Here is a 23,810-nt window from a genome sequence, read left to right as displayed (position 1 = left end):
TGAAGTACACCGATCTGTCTACCTAATGTGCCTAATCACGTCAGACAAACCAAGAGGGAAACGTGATGACAAAATGGTATGGCCCGTTATGGGCAGGCGTGGGCGCGGCACTGGCGATCGGGGTACTGGGCTGGCTGAACGTCAGCTGGCACACGGCCCTGATCATGGCGCCCTTCGGGGCAAGCTGCGTGCTGCTGTTTTCACTGCCGGCCAGCCCGCTGGCCCGCCCGTACAATCTGCTCGGGGGCCACCTGCTGACGGCCACGGTCGGCCTGCTGGTACAGTCGCTCCCCTTGCCGCTGGAACTGCAGCTGGCATTGGGAGTGGGGCTGGCCATAGCGCTGATGCAGGGCCTGAACCTCATACACCCGCCCGCCGGCGCCAACCCCTTGCTGGTGTTGATGACGGGGCAAGAGTGGCCCTTCCTGTGGCACACAGTGCTGCCCGGAGCCTTGCTGCTGATCCTGCTGGGCCACGGCTTTCAGCGGGTGCGGCTGTGGCGGCCCAAGGCCATATAAACAACAAGGGAGGCCAAAGCCTCCCTTGTTGTGATTCATGCCAGTACCCTTACTTGGCGGCCTGGGAGACACCTTCCAGCCGCACTTCCACCCGGCGATCCGGTGCCAGACAGGCGATCAGCGCAGGCTTGGAACCGCTGCTGCAGTTGTTGCCGGTCACGGGGGAGGACTTGCCACGCCCCTCGACCCGTACCTTGTCGGCAAACAGTCCCTTGGCGATCAGGTAGTCGGCCACGCTGCGGGCACGCTGTTCCGACAGGGACTGGTTGTAGGCATCGGAGCCTATGCGGTCGGTATGTCCGATCACGGTCGCCACGCCATCCTTGGGATTGGCGGCCACTATCTGGCTGAACAGGGTATCGAGCGCCTGGCTGGCGGCCGGCTTCAGGGTGGCCTTGTTGAACTCGAACAGCACATCCGAGCTCAGGCTGAATTGCTGGGTGACGACCACGGCTGCGGGAGCGGGCGCCACGGCCGGCGCAGGTGCTGGGGCCACCACATCGCCCCCCTGCTGACCGAAGCGGTAGAGCATGCCGACGGAGAGCAGGCCGTTATCCATCTCTATGCCGGAGCGATCGAGGGAGGTATCCCCCAGCGGCGTTGTGTACTGATATTCGATACGGGTGGCCCAGTCACGATCAATGGCGTATTCGGCCCCCAGCGCCCCGACAAACGCGGCCCCATGCTTGTTGCCTGTCTCCTTGATGAAATCGGTCGAGGTCTGGGCCGACAGCTCGCTGTTGGTCCAGGCGTAGCCGCCGCCGATCCGGCCATAGAGATCCAGCGCGTCGTTGACCGGGAACCCTATCTTCATGGTGGCCTGGATCATCTGGCTCTTGGCTTCCCCCTCCACCCTGACCCCGCTCAGATCACCGGACGAGGTGTACTTGCCGAACCAGTCATAGCCGAACTCGAACCCCAGGTTGGGGTTGAGCTGATAACCGGCGAACGCACCCAGCCCGAGTGCATCCTTGCTGGTGCTGGTGTTTTGCAGCGCGCCCAGGGTATCCGAGACAACCTGCTTCTGGTCGACATCGAAGTAGTTGGACCAACCGGCCTTGCCGCCGGCATACCAGGTGTTGTCCTGGGCGGCAGCCTGCACGGCCCCCGTCGTAAGCAGGCCGCTGACCAGCACGGCAAGTATCGATTTGTTCATGGTGAAAGCCTCTGCAATGAGTCGTTATGGGCGCGCTATGCGCTTATCTTCCCTGATGGGGCGAACCCGGCCCCGTTCATCAGGTTATCCCATCTCTCGCCGGCCTCAAATGACTTGGGACTCAAGAGTGTGAAGCTGACGACATTCCCGACTGGAAAAACGGCTCAGATGCAGGATCACAATAAAGGTCCGGGCAGCAACCGGCCCAGCGGGTTGCCCCTGCTTGTCAGCCGCCACGACCGCAAAAAAAGAGGGAGGCTTGCGGCCTCCATGCTTGTCTACTGCGGGTCATCAGCTGGCCAGAAACAGCCGGTAGGCGGGGTCATCGCTGACCTCTTTCCAGCCGTAGCCAATCTCGCGCAGGTAGTCGTGGAAGGCGGCCACGTCCTCGTCCGGCAGCTCGAAGGCGCAGAGCACGCGGCCGTAGTCGGCGCCGTGGTTGCGGTAGTGGAACAGGCTGATGTTCCAGCGACAGCCCAGGGTCTCCAGGAAGCGCATCAGGGCGCCCGGTTGCTCCGGAAACTTGAAGCTGTAGAGACGTTCACCCAGGGGCCGGGCCGGGCGGCCGCCAATCATGTAGCGCACGTGGTTCTTGGCCAGCTCGCTCTCGGTCATGTTGACCACAGGGTAGCCATTTCCCTCCAGCTGGTGCTGGATCTGGGTCAGCTCCTCGTCGCCGCCGGTGAGGCGCACCGAGACGAACAGGGAGGCCTGGGCCGCATCCGCGTAGCGGTAGTTGAACTCGGTCACCATGCGCGGGCCGAGCTGGCGACAGAAGTCGAGGAAGGCCCCCTTGCGCTCGGGTATGGTCACCGCCAACATGCCCTCGCGCTTCTCGCCTATCTCGCAGCGCTCCGACACGTAGCGCAGGCTGTGGAAGTTGACGTTGGCACCGGAGAGAATGGCCGCCATCCGGCCGCCCTTGACCTGCTCGCGCTCGCTGTAGGCCTTGAGTCCCGCCAATGACAAAGCCCCCGACGGCTCGGCGATGGCACGGCAGTCATCGAAGATGTCTTTCAGCGCGGCGCAGATCTGGTCGTTGGAGACGGTCACCACCTCGTCCAGATACTGGTTGCACAGACGAAACGTCTCTGTGCCGATGCGCTTGACCGCCACTCCGTCGGCAAACAGCGAGACCCGATCCAGATTGACCGGCTCGCCGGCCTCCATGGCGGCCTTGAGGCAGGCGGAGCCTTCCGCCTCCACCCCGATCACCTTCACATCCGGCAGCAACTGCTTGATGTAGACGGCCACACCGGCGGCTAGGCCGCCGCCCCCCACAGGCACGAAGACGTGGGTGAGGTGGGTATCCTGCTCCAGCAGCTCCTTGCCGATAGTGCCCTGGCCCGCGATCACCTCGACGTCGTCAAACGGCGGTATCAGGGTGTAGCCCTCCAGTTCGGAGAGGCGGCGACTCTCGGCATAGGCCTCGTCGAAGCTGTTGCCAAACAGCATGACGTTGCCACCCAGCCGGCGCACCGCATCTATCTTGATGTCCGGCGTGGTCTTGGGCATCACTATGATGGCCTTGATGCCGAGCTTGGCCGCCGACAGGGCGACCCCCTGGGCATGGTTGCCGGCAGAGGCGGCGATGACGCCGTGATCCTTCTGCTCCTGGGTCAGGGTGGCGATCTTGTGGTAGGCGCCGCGCAGCTTGAAGGAGTGCACCGGCTGCAAGTCTTCCCGCTTGAGGGAGACCTGGTTGCCGAGCCGTTCGGAGAGTTTTTTAAGGGTCTGCAAGGGGGTGACCCGCGCCGCCTCATAGACGGGGGAGAGCAACACCTTGCGTAGATAATCTGCCGCAGAGACCATGGTTACTCCTCCGCCTTGCCGGGATGAACGCGCACCATGCTCGGCACGGCACAGACGGAATACGGGTAATTTGCCTTAAGTGTCATCATCACTCCTCCAGCTTGCTGCGATCTCGTACCGCGCCCTTGTCGGCACTGGTGGCGAGCATGGCGTAGGCGCGCAGGGCAAAGGAGACCTGACGCTGACGGTCCAGCGGCTTCCAGCCACGGGCCGAGGCGGCAACGCGGCGGGCAGCCAGCACACTGTCGGCCACCTCCAGCACCATGCTGCGAGCCGGAATATTGATGTTGATGATGTCGCCATCTTCCACCAGCCCTATGGTGCCGCCGGAGGCCGCCTCCGGCGAGACGTGGCCGATGGAAAGACCCGAGGTGCCGCCTGAGAAGCGGCCATCGGTGATCAGGGCGCACTGCTTGCCCAATCCCATGGACTTGAGATAGGTGGTGGGATAGAGCATCTCCTGCATGCCGGGACCCCCTTTTGGCCCTTCGTAGCGGATCACCACCACTTCACCGGCCTTGACTGTGCCATCCAGAATGCCGGCAACCGCCGTGTCCTGGCTCTCGAATACCCGGGCCGGGCCACGGAAGCAGAGGTTTTCGTCATCCACGCCAGCCGTTTTGACGATGGCGCCATCAAGGGCCAGATTGCCGGAGAGCACGGCCAGGCCGCCCTCCAGGCTGTAGGCATTGTCCAGCGAGCGGATGCAGCCCTCGGCTCTATCCACATCCAGCTCGGGCCAGCGACAATCCTGGCTGAACGCCTTGGTGGTGCGGATCCCGGCCGGACCGGCGCGGTAGAAGTCCACCACCTCCTGGCTCGGCTGGCGGCTGACGTCGTATTCGTTGAGCAGTTCAGCCAGGGAGCCGCCCAGTACGGTGCGGGTATCGCCGTGCACCAGACCCGCCTTCTCCAGCTGGCCCAGGATGGCGACCACGCCACCGGCGCGGTGCACGTCTTCCATGTGGTACTTCTGGGTAGAGGGCGCCACCTTGCACAGCTGGGGCACCTTGCGCGACATGCGGTCGATATCGGCCATGGTGAAGTCCACCCCGGCCTCCTGCGCCGCCGCCAGCAGGTGCAGCACCGTATTGGTGGAGCCACCCATGGCGATGTCCAGCGCCATGGCGTTCTCGAACGCCGCCTTGGTGGCGATGTTGCGCGGCAGGGCCGTCTCGTCATCCTGCTCATACCAGCGCTTGGCCAGGGTGACGATGCGCTGGCCCGCCAGCTTGAACAGCTGCTCGCGATCGGCGTGGGTCGCCAGCATGGAGCCGTTGCCCGGCTGGGAGAGGCCGAGCGCCTCGGTCAGGCAGTTCATGGAGTTGGCGGTAAACATGCCGGAGCAGGAGCCGCAGGTGGGGCAGGCGCTGCGCTCTATCTGGTCGCTCTGGGCGTCGGAGACCTTGGGATCGGCCCCCTGGATCATGGCATCCACCAGATCCAGCTTGATGATCTGATCGGAGAGCTTGGTCTTGCCCGCCTCCATGGGGCCGCCGGAGACGAAGATCACGGGTATGTTGATGCGCAGGGCGGCCATCAGCATCCCCGGGGTGATCTTGTCGCAGTTGGAGATGCAGACCATGGCATCGGCGCAGTGGGCGTTGACCATGTACTCCACCGAGTCGGCGATCAGCTCCCGGGACGGCAGCGAATAGAGCATGCCGCCGTGGCCCATGGCGATGCCGTCATCCACGGCGATTGTGTTGAACTCCTTGGCGACGCCACCCGCGGCTTCGATCTCGCGGGCCACCAGCTGGCCCAAATCCTTGAGGTGAACGTGGCCGGGCACGAACTGGGTGAAGGAGTTGACCACGGCTATGATGGGCTTGCCAAAATCCTGATCTGTCATGCCGGTGGCACGCCAGAGGGCGCGGGCCCCGGCCATGTTACGTCCGTGGGTGGTGGTGGCGGATCTCAACTTCGGCATTGTCTCTACTCCCTGAATGCCCATGGGGCGCATGATTTCTTGAATGTGTGACTCGCGGATCGGGAATCGATCCTGGTCAGGGCACTAGGCTGATGCCCTGACCGGAAGCGACTCGGGGAGGCGTCACGCCTCCCCTCTCTCATCAGTCGTTGACCGGCGTCAGCCAGCCCCACTTGTCCTCGGTCTGACCGTTGAACAGGCCAAAGAAGGCGTTCTGCAACTGCTCGGTCACGGGGCCACGACAGCCGGCGCCTACCTTCATGCGGTCCACCGAACGCACAGGTGTCACCTCGGCGGCTGTGCCCGTCATGAAGATCTCGTCTGCGACGTACAGCGCCTCACGGGGCAGCGCCTGCTCGCGCACCTCATAACCCAGATCGCGGGCCAGCGTCATTATGGTGTCGCGGGTGATGCCGGGCAGGATGGCGGCGGTGGCGGGCGGAGTGAACAACACGCCGTTTTTCACCAGGAACAGGTTCTCCCCCGCCCCCTCGCTCAGGTAACCGTTCACATCCAGTGCCAGCCCTTCGGCATAGCCGTTGCGCTTGGCTTCCCGGCTGATCAGCTGGGAGGAGAGGTAGTTGCCGCCGGCCTTGGCACCGGTGGGAATGGTGTTGGGGGCGAGCCGGTTCCAGGAGGTGACGCACACATCCACCCCGTTTTTCAGCCCCTCTTCCCCCAGATAGGCGCCCCACGGCAGGGCCGCCACCATGAGATCGGCCTTGGCATCCAGCGGCGGATGCAGCCCCAGCCCCACATTACCGACAAAGGCCAGCGGGCGCAGATAGCCGCTCTTCAGGCCGTTCTCGCGCACCACGGTGCGGCAGGCTTCATTCACTTCGGCCTCGCTGTAGGGGACGTCCATCCAGTAGATCTTGGCGGAGTCGAACAGGCGGCGGGTGTGCTCCTGCAGCCGGAAGATGCAGGTGCCCTTGGGGGTATCGTAGGCGCGTACACCCTCGAACACGGAGGAGCCGTAGTGCAGGACGTGGCTCATGACGTGCACCTGGGCATCCTGCCAGGGCACCAGGGCGCCATTGAACCAGATGTACTTGGGCTGAGTGGGGGATTGGGAAGGCTGTGACATTGCAGTTGCTCCTTAAGCTCTGATCCGGGGTTGCTGTTCCAGTGCATCGACCCGGGAGACATCCACCAGCTTGACCAGCTGGCTCCATAACTGCTGGATGGGACGCTCCGACTCGACAGTAACCGTGATCCGCAGCTGTTGGCAATCCTGCTCCGCTCTCGTTTCCATAGTGAGAGCGCAGAGAGCGAAGCCGCGATGGCGCACCACCCTCAGTACCCGCTCCATCACTTCGGGTCTGGGCTGGGCGTGAATATGCAGGGTGTGTTGTGCAGCTGTTGGCTGCGCAAAGGTGTGCGGGTTCATGGGTGTTGCTCCATCATCTTGTGGTTGGCGACTCCCGGCGGAACCAGGGGCCAGACGTTTTCTTCCTCTGAAATGGCCACATGCAGCAGATAGGCGCTCTCGCTTGCCAGCAGGCGCTCGAGGGCACCGGCTATCTGCTCCTTGCATGTGATGGTCTCACCCGGAATGCCGAACGCGGCGGCCAGGGCGACGAAATCCGGGTTGTCGGAGAGTATGGTTTCGCTGTAACGGCCGTCGAAGAACAGCTCCTGCCACTGGCGCACCATGCCGAGACGCTGGTTGTCGAGCAGCACCATCTTCACCTTGAGCTGGGCCCGACGTATGGTGCCGAGCTCCTGCACGTTCATCATGAAGGAGCCGTCACCGCTCACCAGCACCACCTCGTCATCGGGGCGCGACATCTTGGCGCCGATGGCGGCGGGCAGGCCGAAACCCATGGTGCCGAGGCCGGCGCTGGAGAGGTGGTTGCGCGGGCTGGTAAAGCGCATGTGCTGGGCCACCCACATCTGGTGCTGGCCGACGTCGCAGGCCACCACGCTGGTGTCCGGCAGGCGGGCCGACAGCTGCTTGAGCAGGGCTGGGGCATAGATGGGCTGGCCGGGATGGTCGTAGCGAAATGCATACTCGCGAGCCATGTTCGCGCAGTGCTCACGCCAGGGATCTATGGCCAGCGCCATGGCCAGGGCGGGCAACACCCGCTTGAGATCCGTGGTGATGCCCACCTCGGCGGCGCGGCGCTTGCCGAACTCGGCGGCGTCCACGTCCAGATGGATCACCCTGGCCTCGGGGGCAAACTCCTCCAGCTTGCCGGTCACCCTGTCATCGAAACGGGCACCCACCACCAGCAGCAGATCGCTCTGCTGCACCGCGTAGTTGGCGGCCTTGGTGCCGTGCATGCCGAGCATGCCGAGGTAGACGGGGCTGTCGGGATCCAGCGCCCCTATCCCCTTGAGGGTGGTGACGGCCGGCATGCCGGTGACGGCGGCAAACTCGCGCAGTTGCTGCTCGGCATTGGCCATGCCCACACCGCCACCGACATAGAGCACGGGGCGCTCGGCACCGGCCAGCAGGGTGCGGGCAGCCGTCAACTCTGACGGGTTGAGCGCCTGAGGCTCCTCCACCGCAAACAACGGGCTCTGGGTGGGCACGGCGGCCAGCTGCACATCCTTGGGAAAGTCGATGAGTACCGGACCCGGGCGCCCTTCGGTGGCGATGGCAAAGGCTTCCGCCAGCACCCTGCCCAGATCGGCGGCATCCGTCACCATGAAGGAGTGCTTGGTGCAGGAGAGGGACATGCCGAGCACGTCGACCTCCTGAAACGCATCCGTACCTATGGCAGAACAGGGCACCTGACCACTGATGGCCACCAGGGGCACAGAATCGAGCAGCGCCTCCGCCAGCCCGGTCACTAGGTTGGTGGCACCGGGGCCGGAGGTGGCGATGCAGACCCCCACCTGACCGGAGGCACGGGCGTAGCCCACCGCCGCCATGGCGGCCCCCTGTTCGTGGCGGCAGAGCTGATGGGCAAGACCCCCGTCATACAGGGCGTCGTAGACCGGCATGATGGCTCCGCCTGGGTAACCAAACACCTGGGTCACACCCTGTTTCTTGAGAGCCTGTACCAAAAACTGCGCGCCGTTCATGTGGAAAATCCTGTCCTGTAGTCGAAAAAAAACCCCCGAGCTGTGAGGCTCGGGGGTCGCTTGTTTCGTTCTGTCCGGTGGTGGGTCTATCCCTTGTTCCGTGCAGCTAAACGAGCCCCGAGCGGTGAGATAATAATCACCACTAGGACCACAATAATGCTGACGAAACGGGAGGCCATGTTCATAGTTACAACCGGAAATCCTGTGAAATTGGGGCGGTTTGCACCGCGAATGGCTATTAGAACTAGCACGGTGATTTTTATTGGGCAAGCCTTTTTTACCTGACAAGACTCTGATTTTGACTGAGCCGCATCGGGATAGCTGGCATAAAAAACTAACAAAAAACGGTTAACTAGCACATACATCAAACCAAGGACGGGATTTATGTCATTAGCTGTGGTTTATAGCCGTGCCAGCCTGGGGATAGCGGCACCGCAAGTCACGGTGGAAGTTCATCTCTCCAACGGCCTGCCCGCCTTCAACATGGTGGGCCTGCCGGAAACCTCGGTGAAGGAGTCGCGGGATCGGGTGCGCAGCGCCCTGCTCAACGGCAACTTCGAGTTCCCGTCCAAACACATCACGGTCAATCTGGCCCCCGCCGATCTGCCCAAGGAGGGTGGCCGTTTCGATCTGGCCATCGCCATCGGCATTCTCGCCGCTTCCAAGCAGATACCGGCAAAATACCTGCTCGATCACGAATTTTTGGGGGAGTTGGCCCTGACCGGCGAGATCCGGCCCGTGCTCGGGGTACTGCCTGCCGTGCTCGCCTGCCGCGACGCGGGGCGCACCCTGCTGGTGCCGCGGGAGAACGGCCCGGAGGCCTCCCTCATTCAGGATGCCGAGGTGCGCACCGCCCACCAGCTGCTGGCCGTCACCGCCTGGCTGGCGGGTCAGTACGAGCTGCCGCTACCGGACCCCCAAACCACGGATGCCCTGCCCGATGTACCGGATCTGCAGGATGTGATAGGCCAGTCCCAGGCCAAGCGGGCGCTGGAGATCGCCGCCGCCGGCAGCCACAACTTGCTGTTCATAGGCCCGCCCGGCACAGGCAAGAGCATGCTGGCGAGCCGCCTGCCCGGCATTCTGCCACCGCTGAGCGAGCAGGAGGCGCAGCAGACCGCCGCCATCCACTCCATCGGCGGCCTGACCCCGCGTGCCGGCCACTGGCATCACAGGCCATACCGCACGCCCCATCACAGCGCCTCGGCGGTAGCGCTGGTGGGCGGCGGCAGCCACCCGCGACCCGGCGAGATCTCGCTGGCCCACAACGGCGTGCTGTTTCTCGACGAGCTGCCGGAGTTCGAGCGCAAGGTGCTCGACTCCCTGCGCGAACCGCTGGAGACCGGCCACATCACCATCAGCCGGGCCGCCCGTCAGGTGGATTTCCCCGCCCGCTTCCAGCTGGTCGGCGCCATGAACCCCAGCCCTTGCGGTCACTATGGCGACGGCCAGACCCGCTCCAGCCCGGATCAGATACTGCGCTACCTCGGCAAGCTCTCGGGCCCCTTTCTCGATCGCTTCGACCTGACGGTGGAGGTGCCGCTGCTGCCCAAGGGCAGCCTCACCGGCAAGGCGGAACGGGGGGAGTCGAGCCAGCAGATCCGCGATCGAGTGCTAGGGGCGCGAGAGCGGATGCTGAGCCGCAATGGCAAGCTCAACAACCTGCTGGATAGTCGCGAGATAGAGGACATTTGCCGATTATCACCGCAAGATGCCGACTTTTTGGAGAATGCCATCCAGAGGCTTGGGCTCAGCATCCGGGCCTGGCACCGCATACTGCGGGTATCGCGCACCATAGCGGATCTGGCGGGACGGCCCGCCATCGAGAAGGAGCACCTGATCGAGGCCCTCGGTTATCGCGCCATGGACCGACTGCTGTCGCGACTGCGCAGCGGCTGACTGGCGCCATGCAGAAAACATGAGTCCCGGGCTGCCGATGGCCCTGTGCATGGTCTAGCGGACCATCGGCTGATATTATGGCCACAGATCTGACCACTTGGTTGCCACCCACAGACAAGAAGACGGACCCGACTCATGCACAACAAGCTGATAGAGCGACTGCGCGGCAGCCTCTCGACCCTGCTCTATTTCCTCAACACCCTGTTCTGGTTTGTCCCCATACTGCTGCTTGGTCTGATCAAGCTGCTGCTGCCGCTCAAGGGCTGGCGCACCCTCTGCAATGCTCTGCTGGACGGCTGTGCCAGTTGCTGGATAGGTTTCAACAATCTGATCCAGAAAACCATCATCAGAACGCCTTTCGAGGTGGTCGGAGTGGACAAAGGGAACCGGAATGAGTGGTATATGGTCATTGCCAACCATCAATCCTGGGTCGACATACTGGTGCTGCAGCGGATTTTTAATCAGAAAATCCCCTTCCTGAAGTTTTTCCTCAAGAAAGAACTGATTTGGGTACCTTTTCTCGGTCTGGCATGGTGGGCGTTGGATTTCCCCTTCATGCGGCGCTATTCCCGTAAATTTCTGGAAAAAAGGCCGCATCTGAAGGGAAAAGACATAGAAACAACGCGCCAGGCCTGTGCCAAGTTTCGCCACATTCCGGTGAGCGTGATGAACTTCGTGGAGGGCACCCGCTTCACCGCCCGCAAGCACGACAAACAGGCCGCACCCTATCGCCACCTGCTGCACCCGAGGGCTGGCGGCATCGCCTTCACCCTGGCGGCCATGGGCGATCAGCTGCACAAGCTGGTGGATGTGACCATCGCCTATCCTGGCGGCATCCCCAGTTACTGGGACTTCATGTGCGGTCGGGTCAAGGAGATCAAGGTTCGGGTCCGCTTTCTGCCGATCGAACGCAATCTGGTGGGGGATTACTTCAATGACCCCGAGTTCCAACAAGAGTTTCAACAGTGGCTGAACGGGATCTGGCGCGAGAAGGACCAGACCCTGAACCAGCTGCTGGCGGACAAGACGCAGTAAACGACGCCCATGCCAACCCTGCTCCCCGGCCCCCTGGTGCTGCTCATCAGTACCAGCCTGACCATTTTGTTCACCGCCCTGTGCGCCAGCCTGATCCTGCTGGTGTCGCTGGCCAAGCTGCTGCTGCCCATTCCGGCCTTTGGCCGCGCCTGCAGCCGCCTCAACAACTGTTTCATGCGCCTCTGGCTGGCCTGCAACGCCCTGGTGATCCGCCTCACCACCCGCATCGACTGGCAGATTGAGGATGACACCCGACTGCGCAAGGATGGCTGGTATCTCATCGTCAGCAACCACATGAGCTGGACCGACATAGTGGTGCTGGGTCACCTGTTTCGGGATCGGCTGCCGGTGCCCAAGTTCTTCATGAAGCACGAGCTGATCTACATACCGCTGCTGGGACTCGCCTGCTGGGGGCTGGACATGCCCTTTATGCGCCGCTATTCACGGGAGTTTTTGCTGCGCAACCCGCATCTGCGCGGCAAGGATATAGAGACCACCCGCAACGCCTGCGAGAAGTTTCGCCACATCCCCACCACAGTCATCAACTTCGTGGAGGGAACCCGCTTCACCGAGCCCAAGCGGGATGCGGCCCGCTCCCGCTACCGCCACCTGATGCCACCCAAGGCTGCCGGGCTGGCCTTCACCCTGGCGGCCATGGGGGAGCAGTTCGACAGCCTGATCAACGTCACCATCAGCTATCCGGACAACGCAGAGACCCCGTTCAAGGACTTCCTGATGGGGCGGATGAAGCGCATTCGGGTGCGCATCGAGGAGCTGCCGGTGGACGAGGCGCTGGTCGGTGACTACTTCAATGACAAGCAGTTCAAGCGGGGTTTTCAGGGCTGGCTGAACCAGCGCTGGCAGGAGAAGGACGAGGTGCTGGGCGGCTGGCAGCGGGATCAGGAACCGCTGCCAAATACCGCCAAAGAGGGATCCAAAGAGAGTGCAGAGGCCAGCTCGGCCAACTGATCCTCCGAGAAGACATTGATCCCGTGGCGACGCAGCAGGGCCGTGGTCTTGCCCTCGCCCGTCACTGACACGCCTTCGAAGCGGCCATTGTAGATGCGGCCGCTGCCGCAGGAGGGGCTCCCCTCCTTGAGCAGGGCAAAGCGAATGCCCTGCGCCTGACAGAGTGCCAGCGCCAGCTCGGCGCCGCGATCAAACTCGGTCGTCACATCCAGCCCGCTCGCGGTCAGCACCCGCTCGCCCTGTCGTTCGGCAGGGGGACGCGGGGTCGGCAGGCCGCCCGCCACTTCGGGGCAGAAGGACAGCGTCCGCCCTTCGGCCCCCAGCGCCGTCAGCCAGTCGCTGACGATCCCCTTGCTCCGGCCGTCGTAACGTACCGGCTGACCCAGCAGGCAGGCACTCACCAGCACCCGGGGCGGCGTTTTGCTCATGCTTCCGCTCCATGCATCACCTGATCGAACATGACGCAGCAGGGGCTCTCCATCCGGTAGAGGATGGCGGGGCGCTGCTTGCCGGTGCGTTTGCGGCCCGTATCCACCAGGATGTCGGCGCGATGGATCCGCTTGCGAAACGCAGCCGTGTTCATGGGGGTTTGCAGGATGATCTCGAAGGCGCGCTGCACCTCCGAGAGAGTGAACTCGGGCCCCAGCAGTTGCAGCGGCAAGGTGCTGTAGCGGCTCTTGATCCGCAGCCGCTCCAGCCCTCTGGCGATCAGCTGGGTGTGATCGAAGGCGAGGCTGAGGCCGGGCAGGGCCGAGAGCGGATGCCAGCAGCCGTGGATGGCCTCGACATCCGGTTCGACCAGACAGAGATAGACCAGCGTCGTGGACCAGCCGCGGGGATCCCGCTCCAGATTGCCGAGGGTGCAGACCTGCTCGCTGTAGCAGTGGCCCAGCCCCCACTCCCCCAGCAGACGGTGGCGAGCCGCGTCCAAGTCCCGATCCCGAGTCTCGTCGATGCGCAGCGCCGGCAGTTGCCAGCAGTGGGCAAAGGGGGGGCGATCGCGGGTTTCAAGCAGCAGCTCGAGCCGCTCCTCGTTCAACCGCAGCACCACCATATCCAGACTCATTCTCAACATGCCGATCGCCCTGCTCGCCTTCGATTAATGTTTGGTAGATAATATCACACGAATAGTATGTGCAGGAGCCACTCAATGGGAACCGTCGCCAGCCTGGATATTGATGCGCAGAAGGGATTTACCCCCCTCTGCCCGAACGAACTGCCCGTCGTGGGCGGGGATGATATTGTGGCTGCGCTCAACGCTCAGGCCACCCTCGCCAGCCTGCGGATCGGCAGCAAGGACTCTCACCCTGCCAACGCCGCCTGGGCCGTCAGCGATCCCGCCGGCATGTTGCTGCCGCTGGACTTGCCCAATGCCGATCTCACCTGGCCTGTGCACTGCGTGCCGGGCACCCAGGGCTTCGAGCTGCTCGATGGTCTGCCCGCCCCCATAGATTACGACTTCTTCGTCTGGAAGGGGGTCGAGCCGGATCTGCATCCCTACGGTACCTGCTTCCACGATCTGGCCGAACGGCGCAGCACCGGGCTCATCGAGTTTCTGCATGCCCGTGGCGTCACTACCGTGCTGGTCGGCGGCCTGGCCACCGACTACTGCGTCAAGACCAGCGTGCTGCAACTGTGCCACGCCGGTTTCCGGGTGATCGTCCATCTCGATGCCTGCCGTGGCATAGCTCCCGAGACGGTTGCCTGCGCCTGCACCCAGATGATCGAGGCGGGTGCCGAACTGGCCCAGACCCTGATCGATGTACAACGCCTGCTGGACGCCTGATATGCCGCCGATCCTCACCCGCCAAGCCGATACCGGCGCCTGCACCTTACCTATGCGGCAGGGGAACGTCATCGCGCTCCCCAGCCTGCGGGGAGCCTGATATGCCACCGATCCTCACCAGCCTGCTCGACACCGACGCCTACAAGCTGCATATGCAGCAGGCGGTGTTCCATCGCTATCCGGATGCCGAGGTGGTGGCTGAGTTCCACAGCCGCAACGAAGAGGATCTGCTGCCCATGATGGGCCAGATCGAGGAGCAGCTGCGCCTCGCCGGCTCCCTGCGGCTGACCAGACCCGAGCTCAATTTTCTGGCCGAGCGCCCCTTCTTCACCGCCGACTATCTTGATCATCTGCGCCGCAAGCCGCTCGATGCCTCCCTGCTGAAGGTGTTCGAGCAGGATGGCCGCATCAATGTGCGGGTCGAAGGGCCCTGGCAGGATGTGATCCTGTGGGAAATCCCTGTGCTCGCCATCATCAGCGAGATGCGCAACCGCTTCCGCTACCCCCAGTTTGGCGTCAGCCAGGCGCTGGATCGGCTCGATCAGAAGATCGACAAGCTGGAACATGAGCTGAGCAGCGAGGAGATGAGCGAGTTCAACCTCATCGATTTTGGCACCCGCCGCCGCTTCTCCCACGCGGTGCAGGATGCCGTGGTGGGCCGTCTCAAGGAGCGCCTGCCGGCGTTTCGCGGCACCAGCAACTACCTGCTGGCCCAGAAGTACCAGTTGTCGGCTGTGGGCACCCAGGCCCACGAGTGGTTCCAGGCCCACCAGCAGCTCGGCTTCCCGCTGGAGCACAGCCAGCGCGCCGCCCTCACCAGCTGGCTGGACGAGTTCACCAACCACCTCGGCATAGCCCTGACCGACTGCATCACCATGGACGCCTTCCTGCGCGACTTCGATTTCGAGCTGGCCAGCCGCTATCAGGGGCTGCGCCACGACTCAGGCGATCCCGTGGTGTGGGGCGAGAAGGCCATCAGCCACTACCAGCAGCTCGGCATCAATCCCACCGACAAGACGCTGGTCTTCTCCGATGGGCTCAACCTCGACAAGGCGGTGCAGCTGTTCCGCCACTTCCGGGGCCGCATCAACACCAGCTTCGGCATAGGCACCAAGCTCACCTGCGATCTGCCCGGCGTCACTCCCATGAACATCGTCTTCAAGCTGATGGAGTGCAACGGCGGCCCGGTCGCCAAGATCTCCGACAGCCCGGGCAAGACCCTGTGCCGGGATGCGGACTTCATCCGCAACCTCAAGCAGGCCTTCCACGTCGGAGTCTGACTCCGGCCAATCTGATGCCAAACAAAAAGCCCGCCGGTTCGCACCGGCGGGCTTTTTTCATCGGGTCTGGCGGGATCAGTCTTTCTTGGCCAGCAGGAATTTCACCAGCTGGTTGAACTGCTCCTGGGAAGTAATGGATTCGATCTTCACCATGTACTTGCCGTTGACCAAGAAGGCCGGCACACCGCGGATGTTGTAGCTCTCGGTGTTGCGGTCAAACTGGGAGACCATGCCGGAGACCGCGAAGCTGTCGACGGCACCGTCGAACTCTTCGGCCGGCACGCCGTTGTCCACGAAGATCTGCTTCACGTCGGTACGGCTCTGCGGGTACTGACGCTGGGTGTGGATCTTGTCGAAGATGGCCGGGGTCAGCTTGCCTTCAACATTCAGCAGGCTGGCAACGGCGTAGGCACGCTGCATCTCCGGACCCATCTCGCGGCCCAGGAAGGCCACCGGGTTTTTCTTCATCGGCACGCCTTCCGGCAGATTCTTCTTCAGATCCGCGGCAATCGGCTCGAACTTGGCGCAATGGGGGCAGTAGTAGGAGAAGAACTCCAGCACTTCAGGTTGGGCGCTACCCGTCTGTTTGACCACGTCGTAGTTAACGCCTTCCTTGAATTCGGGGGCGGCGTGAACCATGGGGATCATCAGCATGGCAGCGAGGAAAAATAGTACTTTTTTCATGACGTTTCCTGTTAAGGGATCACTGTGAGGCACGCCCGGCGAACCGAAGCAGTGCCAAGCCTATTGTGTCGCTATGCTGGCGTCAATGGCAAAGGACCACACCGGCAGGCTCAACGGCAGGAAGCGCCATCGGCTGACAATCGCTGGGTATATGCCGACGACCCACCGTACCTCCCTTTGCTCACCATCCCGGCGTCAGCATCAGAAGCGTTGCCTTGAGTGCCTCCAGCGGTTCGTGCGGCAGACATGGTGATCTGCTGTATCACCACCCCGGCGTCAGCGTCAGAGGCGGTGCCTTGAGCGCCTCCAGCTGGTCGTGCAGCAGATATGGGGATCTGCTGCGTCACCACCCCGGCGTCAGCGTCAGAGGCGGTGCCTTGAGCGCCTCCAGCGGGTCGTGCGGCAGATATGGGGATCTGCTGCGTCACCACCCCGGCGTCAGCGTCAGTGGCGGTGCCTTGAGCGCTTCCAGCTGGTCGTGCAGTATGGCGATCTGCTGGCGCCAGTAGTGATCGGTATTGAACCAGGGGAAGTGGCGTGGAAACGCCGGATCTTCCCAGCGTCGGGCCAGCCAGGCCATGTAGTGGACGATGCGCATGGCCCGCAGCGGCTCGATCAGCGCCAGCTCACGCGGGTCGAACTCCATGAACTCCTCATAGCCCGCCAACAGGGTATCGAGCTGGATCAGCTGCTCGTGACGCTCGCCGTTGAACAGCATCCAGATATCCTGGATGGCGGGGCCGGTACGGCAGTCATCGAGATCGACGAACATGGGACCGTCGCGCCAGAGGATGTTGCCCGGGTGGCAGTCGCCGTGCAGGGAGATCTGTGCCACATCCAGGGTCATGGCGTCACAGACGTGCTTGATCAGCTCGTCGAGCACGCCGAAGAAGGATTTGGCCAGCCCGCTCGGCAGCCATTCGCCGGACGCCAGCAGCTGACGCGGCTCGTGCAGCATGCTCTCCACATCCAGCCGGACCCTGTGATGGAAGGGGCGACTGGCGCCTATCTGGTGGATGCGGCCGAGATAGCGCCCCACCCACTCCAGCTGATCCAGGTTGTCCACCTCGAACTGGCGGCCCCCCACGCTCTGCCAGATGGCGAAGGGGTAGCCCTGATGCTCCAGCAGGGTCTCGCCGGCGAAGACGATGGGGGCGGCGACCGGGATCTCCGCCTCATTGAGGCGGGCGGCAAAGTCGTGCTCTTCCAGGATCTGGGCCCGGCTCCAGCGACCGGGACGATAAAACTTCACCACGTAGCGGCGACGATCCTCGTCCTGAAACTGGTAGACCCGGTTCTCGTAGCTGTTGAGCTCGATGAGGCCGGAGTCGATACGCAGGCCGCTGAGATCCAGCGCGTCCATGATGAGATCGGGATTGAGGTCGGAATAGTTGAAACGCATGTCATCCACCATAAGAAAGGGGCGCCGTTGCGCCCCAGTCTATCACCACTCGGTTCAATGGCGTTCAACCCAACCGGTTGCGCCACGCTTTCCTGCCATCACTGCGGTCACTGGGGGCCTGAACTGACCGGCCCTCCACAGCTCTCTCCAGCATCATAGCCGGCTGATAAACTTGCTGGCCTGGCGCAGTGTGCCCTTGCTGTCATCCGGTGCCGTTCCATCCCGCTTGAGCACGAACTGGATGTCCAGAGTCGGCTTCTTCAGGTTGAAGGGGTCGACGGCCACGCTCACCGGCAGGGTGTAGATCTCGCCCGCCTTCAGGGTCACTTCGCGCGGACCGAACCACTGGTGCTCCGGCAGCCCCTCCACATCCAGCTGATAGGTCTGGGCATGCAGGGTCTTGTTGAGGATCTTGAGGGTGTAGGTGTTCTCGATGAGCCCCTCGCTGTTCTCGCGGAACAGCTGGTTGCGATCCCGCAGTATGTCGAGCCCCATCGGCATGATGGACATGGCGTTGTAGACGAACACCCCCAGCATGATGACCATCACCAGGCCGTAGCCGAGCAGCTTGGGCCGCGCCACATGGGTGCTGTTGTGGGCCAGCTTGTGTTCGGTGGTGTAGCTGATCAGCCCCTTCGGATAGCCCATGCGATCCATGGTCTGGTCACAGGCATCGACGCAGGCGCCGCAGTTGATGCACTCGTACTGCAGGCCGTCGCGGATGTCGATGCCGGTCGGGCAGACCTGCACGCAGAGATCGCAGTCGATGCAGTCACCCAGCCCCAGCGCCTTGGGATCGGCCTTGCGGGCACGGGCACCCCGGGTCTCGCCACGCTTGGTGTCGTAGCCGACGATGAAGGTGTCCTTGTCGAACATGGCGGACTGGAAGCGGGCATAGGGGCACATGTGGATACACATGATGGCGCGCATCCAGCCGGCGTTGCCGTAAGTACAGGCGGCGAAGAACAGCACCCAGAAGATGACCCAGCCGCTCGCCTGCAGGGTGAAGAAGTCAGGCACCAGCTGGAACACATCCTGGAAGTAGGCAACGAAGGTGAGACCGGTGCCCAGCGACAGCAGGATCCAGGCCAGATGCTTGGCGCCCTTGCGGGCCAGCTTCTCGCCACTCCAGGGAGCCGCATCCAGCTTGCGCCGTTTGTTGGCCGCCCCTTCCAGCTTCTCTTCGAACCAGATGAACATGAAGGTCCACACCGTCTGCGGGCAGAGATAGCCACACCAGACCCGGCCGAGGAAGGTGGTCACGAAGAAGAGCGCGAAGGCGGCGATCATGAAGATCCAGGCCAACAGGGTCAGGTCCTGCGGCCAGATGGTGGCACCGAAGATGTGGAACTGCTGATGGCCGATATCGAACAACACGGCCTGACGACCGTCATAACGCAACCAGGGCAAGGCGACGAAGAGCACCACGAAGAACCAGCCCATGGCCTTGCGCACCCGCTGCCAGTAACCGGGTTGCGCCCTCACGTAGATGCGGTTGCCGGGATTGAACCTGTCATCGCCGGCTTTGAAGGTATTGGGGTTGTACGTCCCCGTTACATCGCCGGTGACATCCTTGATATCGATTTTTTCATGATCGGCCATTGCAAGACACAGCTCCCTTATTTGTTATGGGGCGGATTATATCTTAAACAACCTGCTAATTGTGTGGGTAAAATGTATCTAATGTTCGAGTGATGTCGCAATTTCAAGCAACAAAAAAGGCGTGTCGCCAGTTGACGAAACGCCTTTCTAAGAGATTCCTTTGAACACCATCAAAGGCTCCAGCTGGAGCAATCTTTACTTGATGCCGCGCGCCTTGAGCAGGGCTTCCTTGAAGTCGGGTACATGATCCTTAGCCAGGCCGGGGATCATCGCCTGCTTGTCGGATTCCCGCATCTTGAGGTGGTAGATCAGCATGTCGTCGGTCAGGTCGGACAAGGCACCCTCATAGCCGGCTTCCGCCGCCAGTTTGGCCACGAACTGCACCAGGCTGAGGTCCTGTTCCTTGATCCAGGCAGGCTGCAACAACTCCAGCAGCTCTTCGATACGATGACATTGCATAGACAACCTCTTTAAATCTGTCATGTGAAACTCAGGCAACCTTACCCATCAAGGCTACTTCGATACGATCCCGCCCATTATGCTTGGCCTGATAGAGGGCCGCATCCGCTTTTTGGATAAGCTCGGCGATGGAGCCGCTCTGATCCGGCACCAGGGTCGCCACCCCGAAGCTGCAACTGACCCGGCCGGAAACCAGGGATTTCTGGTGGGGAATGCCCAGCTCCTTGAGCGCCACCCGCACGTTTTCGGCGATCTGCAGCGCCCCCTGCATGCTGGTACAGGGCAGCAGCAGGGCAAACTCCTCCCCGCCGTAGCGAGCGGCGAGATCATCCTCGCGGCGCTGCACCTCGGCCAGCAGGCCCGCCACCCGCTGCAGGCACTCATCCCCCAGCTGATGACCATAGAGATCGTTGAATTGCTTGAAGTAATCCACATCCACCAGCACCAGTGACAGGGGCGCCCTGGCACGATGACAGCGGCGCCAGGCCCGCTCCAGGCTGTAATCCAAATGGGCGCGGTTGGCGATGCCGGTCAGGCCATCCAGCCGGGAGGTGAGCTTGAGGTGCTCTGAGACCGCCTTCAGCTCGGCCACCAGATCGGCGTTGGAGAAGCGGTGATAGAGGGAGGCGACCTGATCCCGCCGCAGACGGCGCAGCAGGGTCGGCAAGAAGACAAACAGATAGCCCGCCAGCATGCCGGAGACGATCCGCTCCTGCTCGTTGCCAGCCCCCAGCTCGAACAGCATGGCCAGCCCGAGCGGCAAGACGGCGCCGTAGAGGGAGCGGCGGCTGCCAAACAGCATGATGGCGCTGCCGGTGAGGATCAGGCTGGAGAGCATCATCATAGCGGCGCGATAGGTGTCGGGCAGCTTGTCCATGTAGAGCAGCACGCCGAGCGCCCAGATGATGGAGGTGATGGTGACCCCGATGAACAGCTCGCGCTCCAGCACAGGCAAGGGGATCTGCGCCAGCCTGGGCTGACGCCAGCGCAGGTGCCAGCCGCGACACAGCAGCAGCAGGCTGACCAGTGCCAGCCAGCCGAGCGCCTCGCCGGCGGGCAGGTAATCGTGGAACAACAGGCTCCAGCCGAGCGCCAGCAGACCCAGGCAAGGCAGGCTGAATGAGGCGTGAGTATAGAGCTGGGCCATGATGGCCTGCTTCACCTGACGTGTCACACTCTGAGTCAACTGCGTACTCCCTGTACAAGAGCCGCACAGTCTACCACTACCCCTTCCGGGCCAACAATAAAACGTCCGTTATTAAGCGGTTGGTCAGCCGCGCTCCAGCTCGTCCAGGATGGGACACTCGGGGCTTTCATCCCCGTGGCAGCAGCAAACCAGCCCCTCGAGGGAGGCCAGCATGGCCTGCAAGCCGGCGATGCGGGCCCGCAGATCGACAATCTTCTCCTGTGCCAGCTTCTTCACCTGGGCACTGGTCCTGTGCTCGTCCCGGTAGAGCGCCAGCAGCTCCTGGCACTCCTCCAGATTGAAGCCTGTCTCCCGCGCCCGCTTGACGAAGCGCAGCTCCCGCAGCGCCCCTTCCGTGTAGCTGCGATAGCCGTTATCGCTGCGTACCGGCGCCGAGATGAGGCCGATGCTCTCGTAGTAACGTATGGTCTTGGCGGTCAGCCCCGTGGCCTTGGCAACCTTGCTGATGTTCATTGATGACTCCTTACGAATCCAGGTGAGCGCCGGCATGGGTGCCCGCCTTGGGCTGCCAGCGTTTCAGTAACAGGGAATTGCTCAATACGGTAATGCTGCTCAGGGCCATGGCCGCGCCCGCCAGCTCGGGGCTGAGATAGCCCAGTGCCGCCAGCGGAATGCCGATGATGTTGAACACGAAGGCCCAGAACAAGTTCTGCTGTATGGTGCGCCAGGTGGCCGCCGAAATGTCGATGGCATCGGCCACCAGCCTGGGATCCGATCGCATGAGGGTGATGGAGGCCGTCTCCATCGCCACGTCCGAGCCTGAGCCCATGGCGATGCCCACATCCGCCGCCGCCAGCGCAGGGGCGTCGTTCACCCCGTCCCCCACCATGGCCACCAGCCCGCTGGTTTGTGCGCGCAGCACCTCCACCTTGTCTACCTTGCCGGCGGGCAGCACAGAGTCGAACGCCCCGTCCAGCCCCAGCTTGGCGGCGATATGGGCCACGGGTGCCGGCGCATCGCCGCTCACCAGCCAGCTGGCGATGCCGCGCTGGCGCAGGGTGGCGATGGCTTCCGGGCTCTCCGGCCTCAGGGTATCGGCCAGGGCGGCTATGCCGACGGCCACGCCGTCGATGGCGACCCAGACCCGGGTCGCACCGTCGGCAGGCTGTTCATCCTGCTGCGGCTGCTCAATCCCGAGCTGAGCCAGCAGGGCGGCGTTGCCGATGGCCACCTCATGGCCCGCCACCAAGCCTTTGATCCCGGCACCGACCCGCACCTCGACCTCCTCCGGCTGGGGCAGCACCACGTCTGTGCCGACCGCCTCACGCATGGCCAGTGCCAGCGGATGCTCGCTCGCCTGCTGCAAGGCGGCTGCCAGCCGCAACTGCTCGGCATTGCCGCTCCAGCTCGCCAGCACGGGCCGCCCCTGAGTGAGCGTGCCTGTCTTGTCGAAGATGAGCGCCTTGATGGCGTGGGCCTTCTGCAGGGTATCCACGTCTTTGATCAGGATGCCGTGACGGGCCGCCACCCCGGTGCCGGTGACGATGGCTGCTGGCGTCGCCAGCCCCAGCGCGCAGGGACAGGCGATCACCAGCACGGCCACGGCGGCCAGCAGTGCCTGGCCGAAGTCGTTGCCGATGGCGTACCACACCAGCAGGGTGAACAGGGCTATGGCCATCACCACAGGCACGAACACGGCGGACACCTTGTCCACCAGCTGTTGCAGCGGGGCCTTGCCCATCTGGGCGCTCTCCACCAGGGCGATGATCTTGCTGAGGCTGGAATCCTCCCCCACTGTGGTGGCTTCGATCTCCAGCACGCCGGAGCGGTTGATGGCGCCGCCCAGCACGCTCTCCCCGATACCCCGCGGCACCGGCAGGCTCTCGCCGGTGAGAATTGATTCATCCAGCTCACTCTCGCCGCTCACTATCTTGCCATCCACCGGCACCCGCTCGCCCACCAGCACCCGCAGCCTGTCACCGCGCAGCACCTCGTCGATGGCCAGGTTCTGCCAGCTCTCGCCACGCCAGACGGTGGCGGTTTCCGGCCGCAGCGCCATCAGTTCGCGAATGGCGGACTGGGTGCTGCGGCGGGCGCGGGCCTCCAGCAGTTTGCCCAACGAAATGAGCGTGATGATGATGGCGCTCGCCTCGAAATAGAGCTTGCCGCTGGCGGCCATCCCCAGCGTCAGCAGCAGGTAAAGGCTGTAGAAGTAGGCGGCACTGGTGCCGGTCGCCACCAGCACATCCATATTGGCCGCGCGGTTCTTGAGGGCGAGCCAGGCGCCGTGATAGAAACGGGCCCCGATCCAGAACTGCACCGGGGTGGCGAGCACCAGCTCCAGCCAGGCGGGCATATGCCAGGGCAGCAGCCCCGCCATGGCGATCATGCCCACCAGCAGCGGCAGGGTCAGCAGGGCCGAAATAACAACCTGGATCAGCGCCTTGTGCGCGGCGGCGGCCTCCTGCTCTTCACGCGCCTGTAACTGTTGGCGGCGCGCACTGGCCGAGCCCTGTGCCAGCTGGGCACCAAAGCCGAGCGCCTCTATCTGTTCGCGCAACGAGGCCGGGGTCAGCATGCCGGGCACCAGCTCGATACGGGCCTGCTCGATGGAGAAATTGACCTCGGCCGAGAGCACGCCCGGCAGCGCCGCCAGCATCTTGTTGAGACGCGCGGAGCAACCGGCACAGGTCATGCCGCTGATCTGGAAGGAGAGGGTCTCGTGGCCGTAGCCGTAACCCTGCCCTGTGATGCTGTCGAGTACCTCGGGCAAGCGGGCCGGGTCACCTAGCTCGATGGCCGCCTGCTCCAGCGCGAAGTTGACGGTGGCTGTCACGCCATCGAGCTGGTTGAGGGCTGTGCTGATGCGGCTGGCGCAGTTGGCGCAGCTCATGCCGCTGAGCGGCAGTTGCAGATGAATGGGGGGTTGAAGTTGGGTGCTCATGCTGTTCCTCCTCGGAACCAATCGGCCAAACTGGCTGCCGACCGCTAAACCCTAACCTTTACTGTAAGGGCAAGCTCAAGCCACGACACGCACTTTTTTAAACATGAAAAAAACGGCGCCCGCCCCCTGCCGGATCCCACGGGCAGGCGACGGG

21 protein-coding genes are annotated in these 23,810 nt (G+C 63.2%); 6 read left to right on the top strand and 15 right to left on the bottom strand.

The genetic code is table 11. The annotated features are described in order from the left end of the window. Positions 1 to 65 precede the first annotated feature (65 nt). Positions 66 to 518 carry an HPP family protein gene (locus tag AACW87_RS21960; RefSeq protein WP_241326163.1) on the top strand — a complete coding sequence of 151 codons (453 nt, stop codon included), beginning with the start codon at positions 66 to 68 and terminating at the stop codon, positions 516 to 518. 49 nt (positions 519 to 567) lie between these two features. Here AACW87_RS21960 and ompA read toward each other — a convergent pair whose 3' ends face one another. From ompA to ilvG, 6 genes are all read right to left on the bottom strand, one after another. Next, entirely contained in the window at positions 568 to 1,674 is a 1,107-nt protein-coding gene (gene ompA, locus AACW87_RS21955) for a porin OmpA (RefSeq protein ID WP_241326162.1), read from the bottom strand. A gap of 291 nt (positions 1,675 to 1,965) precedes the next feature. Further along, positions 1,966 to 3,486, bottom strand: a complete 1,521-nt coding sequence (gene ilvA / locus AACW87_RS21950; protein WP_241326161.1) for a threonine ammonia-lyase, biosynthetic — start codon at positions 3,484 to 3,486, stop codon at positions 1,966 to 1,968. 88 nt (positions 3,487 to 3,574) lie between these two features. Further along, positions 3,575 to 5,416 carry a dihydroxy-acid dehydratase gene (gene ilvD, locus AACW87_RS21945; protein WP_042654432.1) on the bottom strand — a complete coding sequence of 614 codons (1,842 nt, stop codon included), beginning with the start codon at positions 5,414 to 5,416 and terminating at the stop codon, positions 3,575 to 3,577. A gap of 142 nt (positions 5,417 to 5,558) precedes the next feature. Beyond that, a complete protein-coding gene (locus tag AACW87_RS21940) occupies positions 5,559 to 6,503 on the bottom strand; it encodes a branched-chain amino acid transaminase (RefSeq protein ID WP_241326160.1) in 945 nt (314 codons plus the stop codon). A gap of 12 nt (positions 6,504 to 6,515) precedes the next feature. Beyond that, positions 6,516 to 6,806 carry an acetolactate synthase 2 small subunit gene (gene ilvM, locus AACW87_RS21935; RefSeq protein ID WP_103472325.1) on the bottom strand — a complete coding sequence of 97 codons (291 nt, stop codon included), beginning with the start codon at positions 6,804 to 6,806 and terminating at the stop codon, positions 6,516 to 6,518. After that, the gene (gene ilvG, locus AACW87_RS21930; protein ID WP_241326159.1) at positions 6,803 to 8,449 is read right to left on the bottom strand and encodes an acetolactate synthase 2 catalytic subunit; all 1,647 of its coding nucleotides are present in this window, start codon (positions 8,447 to 8,449) and stop codon (positions 6,803 to 6,805) included. The genes ilvM and ilvG overlap by 4 nt, the downstream gene beginning before the upstream one ends. A 384-nt stretch (positions 8,450 to 8,833) precedes the next feature. On the opposite strand from ilvG, the gene AACW87_RS21925 reads away from it, so the two are divergent. The 3 genes from AACW87_RS21925 to AACW87_RS21915 all read left to right on the top strand — a co-directional run bounded on the left by AACW87_RS21925 (position 8,834) and on the right by AACW87_RS21915 (position 12,352). Further along, a complete protein-coding gene (locus AACW87_RS21925) occupies positions 8,834 to 10,348 on the top strand; it encodes a YifB family Mg chelatase-like AAA ATPase (RefSeq protein WP_241326158.1) in 1,515 nt (504 codons plus the stop codon). 135 nt (positions 10,349 to 10,483) lie between these two features. Further along, positions 10,484 to 11,383: an acyltransferase gene (locus AACW87_RS21920; RefSeq protein WP_098981446.1), complete on the top strand. Its 900-nt coding sequence runs from the start codon at positions 10,484 to 10,486 to the stop codon at positions 11,381 to 11,383. A gap of 9 nt (positions 11,384 to 11,392) precedes the next feature. Beyond that, on the top strand, positions 11,393 to 12,352 hold the full coding sequence (locus AACW87_RS21915; protein ID WP_241326157.1) for an acyltransferase: 960 nt from the start codon (positions 11,393 to 11,395) through the stop codon (positions 12,350 to 12,352). Here AACW87_RS21915 and AACW87_RS21910 read toward each other — a convergent pair. Both AACW87_RS21910 and AACW87_RS21905 read right to left on the bottom strand, forming a co-directional pair. After that, positions 12,283 to 12,780 (bottom strand): DUF523 domain-containing protein, encoded by a 498-nt coding sequence (locus tag AACW87_RS21910; RefSeq protein WP_241326156.1) that lies wholly within the window; start codon positions 12,778 to 12,780, stop codon positions 12,283 to 12,285. The genes AACW87_RS21915 and AACW87_RS21910 overlap by 70 nt on opposite strands. Beyond that, entirely contained in the window at positions 12,777 to 13,427 is a 651-nt protein-coding gene (locus AACW87_RS21905; protein WP_043142945.1) for an NUDIX hydrolase, read from the bottom strand. Before AACW87_RS21905 ends, AACW87_RS21910 begins: the two co-directional genes overlap by 4 nt. A gap of 75 nt (positions 13,428 to 13,502) precedes the next feature. Between AACW87_RS21905 and AACW87_RS21900 the strand changes: the two genes are divergently transcribed. Together AACW87_RS21900 and pncB are read left to right on the top strand one after the other, a co-directional pair. Next, the gene (locus tag AACW87_RS21900; RefSeq protein ID WP_241326155.1) at positions 13,503 to 14,138 is read left to right on the top strand and encodes a nicotinamidase; all 636 of its coding nucleotides are present in this window, start codon (positions 13,503 to 13,505) and stop codon (positions 14,136 to 14,138) included. Between the two features lie 101 nt (positions 14,139 to 14,239). Beyond that, positions 14,240 to 15,418 carry a nicotinate phosphoribosyltransferase gene (pncB, locus tag AACW87_RS21895; RefSeq protein WP_241326154.1) on the top strand — a complete coding sequence of 393 codons (1,179 nt, stop codon included), beginning with the start codon at positions 14,240 to 14,242 and terminating at the stop codon, positions 15,416 to 15,418. Positions 15,419 to 15,493: 75 nt separating this feature from the next. Here the strand turns inward: pncB and AACW87_RS21890 are convergent, their stop codons facing one another. The 7 genes from AACW87_RS21890 to AACW87_RS21860 all read right to left on the bottom strand — a co-directional run bounded on the left by AACW87_RS21890 (position 15,494) and on the right by AACW87_RS21860 (position 23,656). Next, positions 15,494 to 16,102 carry a thiol:disulfide interchange protein DsbA/DsbL gene (locus AACW87_RS21890; protein ID WP_042870394.1) on the bottom strand — a complete coding sequence of 203 codons (609 nt, stop codon included), beginning with the start codon at positions 16,100 to 16,102 and terminating at the stop codon, positions 15,494 to 15,496. Between the two features lie 424 nt (positions 16,103 to 16,526). Further along, positions 16,527 to 17,516 (bottom strand): serine/threonine protein kinase, encoded by a 990-nt coding sequence (locus AACW87_RS21885; RefSeq protein WP_043142557.1) that lies wholly within the window; start codon positions 17,514 to 17,516, stop codon positions 16,527 to 16,529. Between the two features lie 141 nt (positions 17,517 to 17,657). Then, positions 17,658 to 19,106, bottom strand: coding sequence for a cytochrome c oxidase accessory protein CcoG (gene ccoG, locus AACW87_RS21880; RefSeq protein WP_043142559.1), 1,449 nt, complete (start codon positions 19,104 to 19,106; stop codon positions 17,658 to 17,660). A gap of 195 nt (positions 19,107 to 19,301) precedes the next feature. After that, positions 19,302 to 19,565 carry a YihD family protein gene (locus AACW87_RS21875; protein ID WP_042870400.1) on the bottom strand — a complete coding sequence of 88 codons (264 nt, stop codon included), beginning with the start codon at positions 19,563 to 19,565 and terminating at the stop codon, positions 19,302 to 19,304. Positions 19,566 to 19,596: 31 nt separating this feature from the next. Continuing rightward, positions 19,597 to 20,751, bottom strand: coding sequence for a GGDEF domain-containing protein (locus AACW87_RS21870; protein WP_241326153.1), 1,155 nt, complete (start codon positions 20,749 to 20,751; stop codon positions 19,597 to 19,599). Between the two features lie 84 nt (positions 20,752 to 20,835). Beyond that, positions 20,836 to 21,225, bottom strand: coding sequence for a Cu(I)-responsive transcriptional regulator (gene cueR, locus AACW87_RS21865; protein WP_042035872.1), 390 nt, complete (start codon positions 21,223 to 21,225; stop codon positions 20,836 to 20,838). Positions 21,226 to 21,235: 10 nt separating this feature from the next. After that, entirely contained in the window at positions 21,236 to 23,656 is a 2,421-nt protein-coding gene (locus AACW87_RS21860) for a heavy metal translocating P-type ATPase (protein WP_241326152.1), read from the bottom strand. Positions 23,657 to 23,810: the final 154 nt, after the last annotated feature.

It is taken from the genome of Aeromonas sp. MR7 (genome assembly GCF_963899385.1).
Taxonomy (GTDB): domain Bacteria; phylum Pseudomonadota; class Gammaproteobacteria; order Enterobacterales; family Aeromonadaceae; genus Aeromonas; species Aeromonas bestiarum.
This window is presented reverse-complemented; position numbering and strand designations above follow the sequence as displayed.

Bases quoted from the DNA above. Each gene is read 5' to 3' on its own strand.
- AACW87_RS21960 (WP_241326163.1), top strand. From the start codon at position 66: ATGACAAAATGGTATGGCCCGTTATGGGCAGGCGTGGGCGCGGCACTG.
- ompA (WP_241326162.1), bottom strand. From the start codon at position 1,674: ATGAACAAATCGATACTTGCCGTGCTGGTCAGCGGCCTGCTTACGACG.
- ilvA (WP_241326161.1), bottom strand. From the start codon at position 3,486: ATGGTCTCTGCGGCAGATTATCTACGCAAGGTGTTGCTCTCCCCCGTC.
- ilvD (WP_042654432.1), bottom strand. From the start codon at position 5,416: ATGCCGAAGTTGAGATCCGCCACCACCACCCACGGACGTAACATGGCC.
- AACW87_RS21940 (WP_241326160.1), bottom strand. From the start codon at position 6,503: ATGTCACAGCCTTCCCAATCCCCCACTCAGCCCAAGTACATCTGGTTC.
- ilvM (WP_103472325.1), bottom strand. From the start codon at position 6,806: ATGAACCCGCACACCTTTGCGCAGCCAACAGCTGCACAACACACCCTG.
- ilvG (WP_241326159.1), bottom strand. From the start codon at position 8,449: ATGAACGGCGCGCAGTTTTTGGTACAGGCTCTCAAGAAACAGGGTGTG.
- AACW87_RS21925 (WP_241326158.1), top strand. From the start codon at position 8,834: ATGTCATTAGCTGTGGTTTATAGCCGTGCCAGCCTGGGGATAGCGGCA.
- AACW87_RS21920 (WP_098981446.1), top strand. From the start codon at position 10,484: ATGCACAACAAGCTGATAGAGCGACTGCGCGGCAGCCTCTCGACCCTG.
- AACW87_RS21915 (WP_241326157.1), top strand. From the start codon at position 11,393: ATGCCAACCCTGCTCCCCGGCCCCCTGGTGCTGCTCATCAGTACCAGC.
- AACW87_RS21910 (WP_241326156.1), bottom strand. From the start codon at position 12,780: ATGAGCAAAACGCCGCCCCGGGTGCTGGTGAGTGCCTGCCTGCTGGGT.
- AACW87_RS21905 (WP_043142945.1), bottom strand. From the start codon at position 13,427: ATGTTGAGAATGAGTCTGGATATGGTGGTGCTGCGGTTGAACGAGGAG.
- AACW87_RS21900 (WP_241326155.1), top strand. From the start codon at position 13,503: ATGGGAACCGTCGCCAGCCTGGATATTGATGCGCAGAAGGGATTTACC.
- pncB (WP_241326154.1), top strand. From the start codon at position 14,240: ATGCCACCGATCCTCACCAGCCTGCTCGACACCGACGCCTACAAGCTG.
- AACW87_RS21890 (WP_042870394.1), bottom strand. From the start codon at position 16,102: ATGAAAAAAGTACTATTTTTCCTCGCTGCCATGCTGATGATCCCCATG.
- AACW87_RS21885 (WP_043142557.1), bottom strand. From the start codon at position 17,516: ATGGTGGATGACATGCGTTTCAACTATTCCGACCTCAATCCCGATCTC.
- ccoG (WP_043142559.1), bottom strand. From the start codon at position 19,106: ATGGCCGATCATGAAAAAATCGATATCAAGGATGTCACCGGCGATGTA.
- AACW87_RS21875 (WP_042870400.1), bottom strand. From the start codon at position 19,565: ATGCAATGTCATCGTATCGAAGAGCTGCTGGAGTTGTTGCAGCCTGCC.
- cueR (WP_042035872.1), bottom strand. From the start codon at position 21,225: ATGAACATCAGCAAGGTTGCCAAGGCCACGGGGCTGACCGCCAAGACC.
- AACW87_RS21860 (WP_241326152.1), bottom strand. From the start codon at position 23,656: ATGAGCACCCAACTTCAACCCCCCATTCATCTGCAACTGCCGCTCAGC.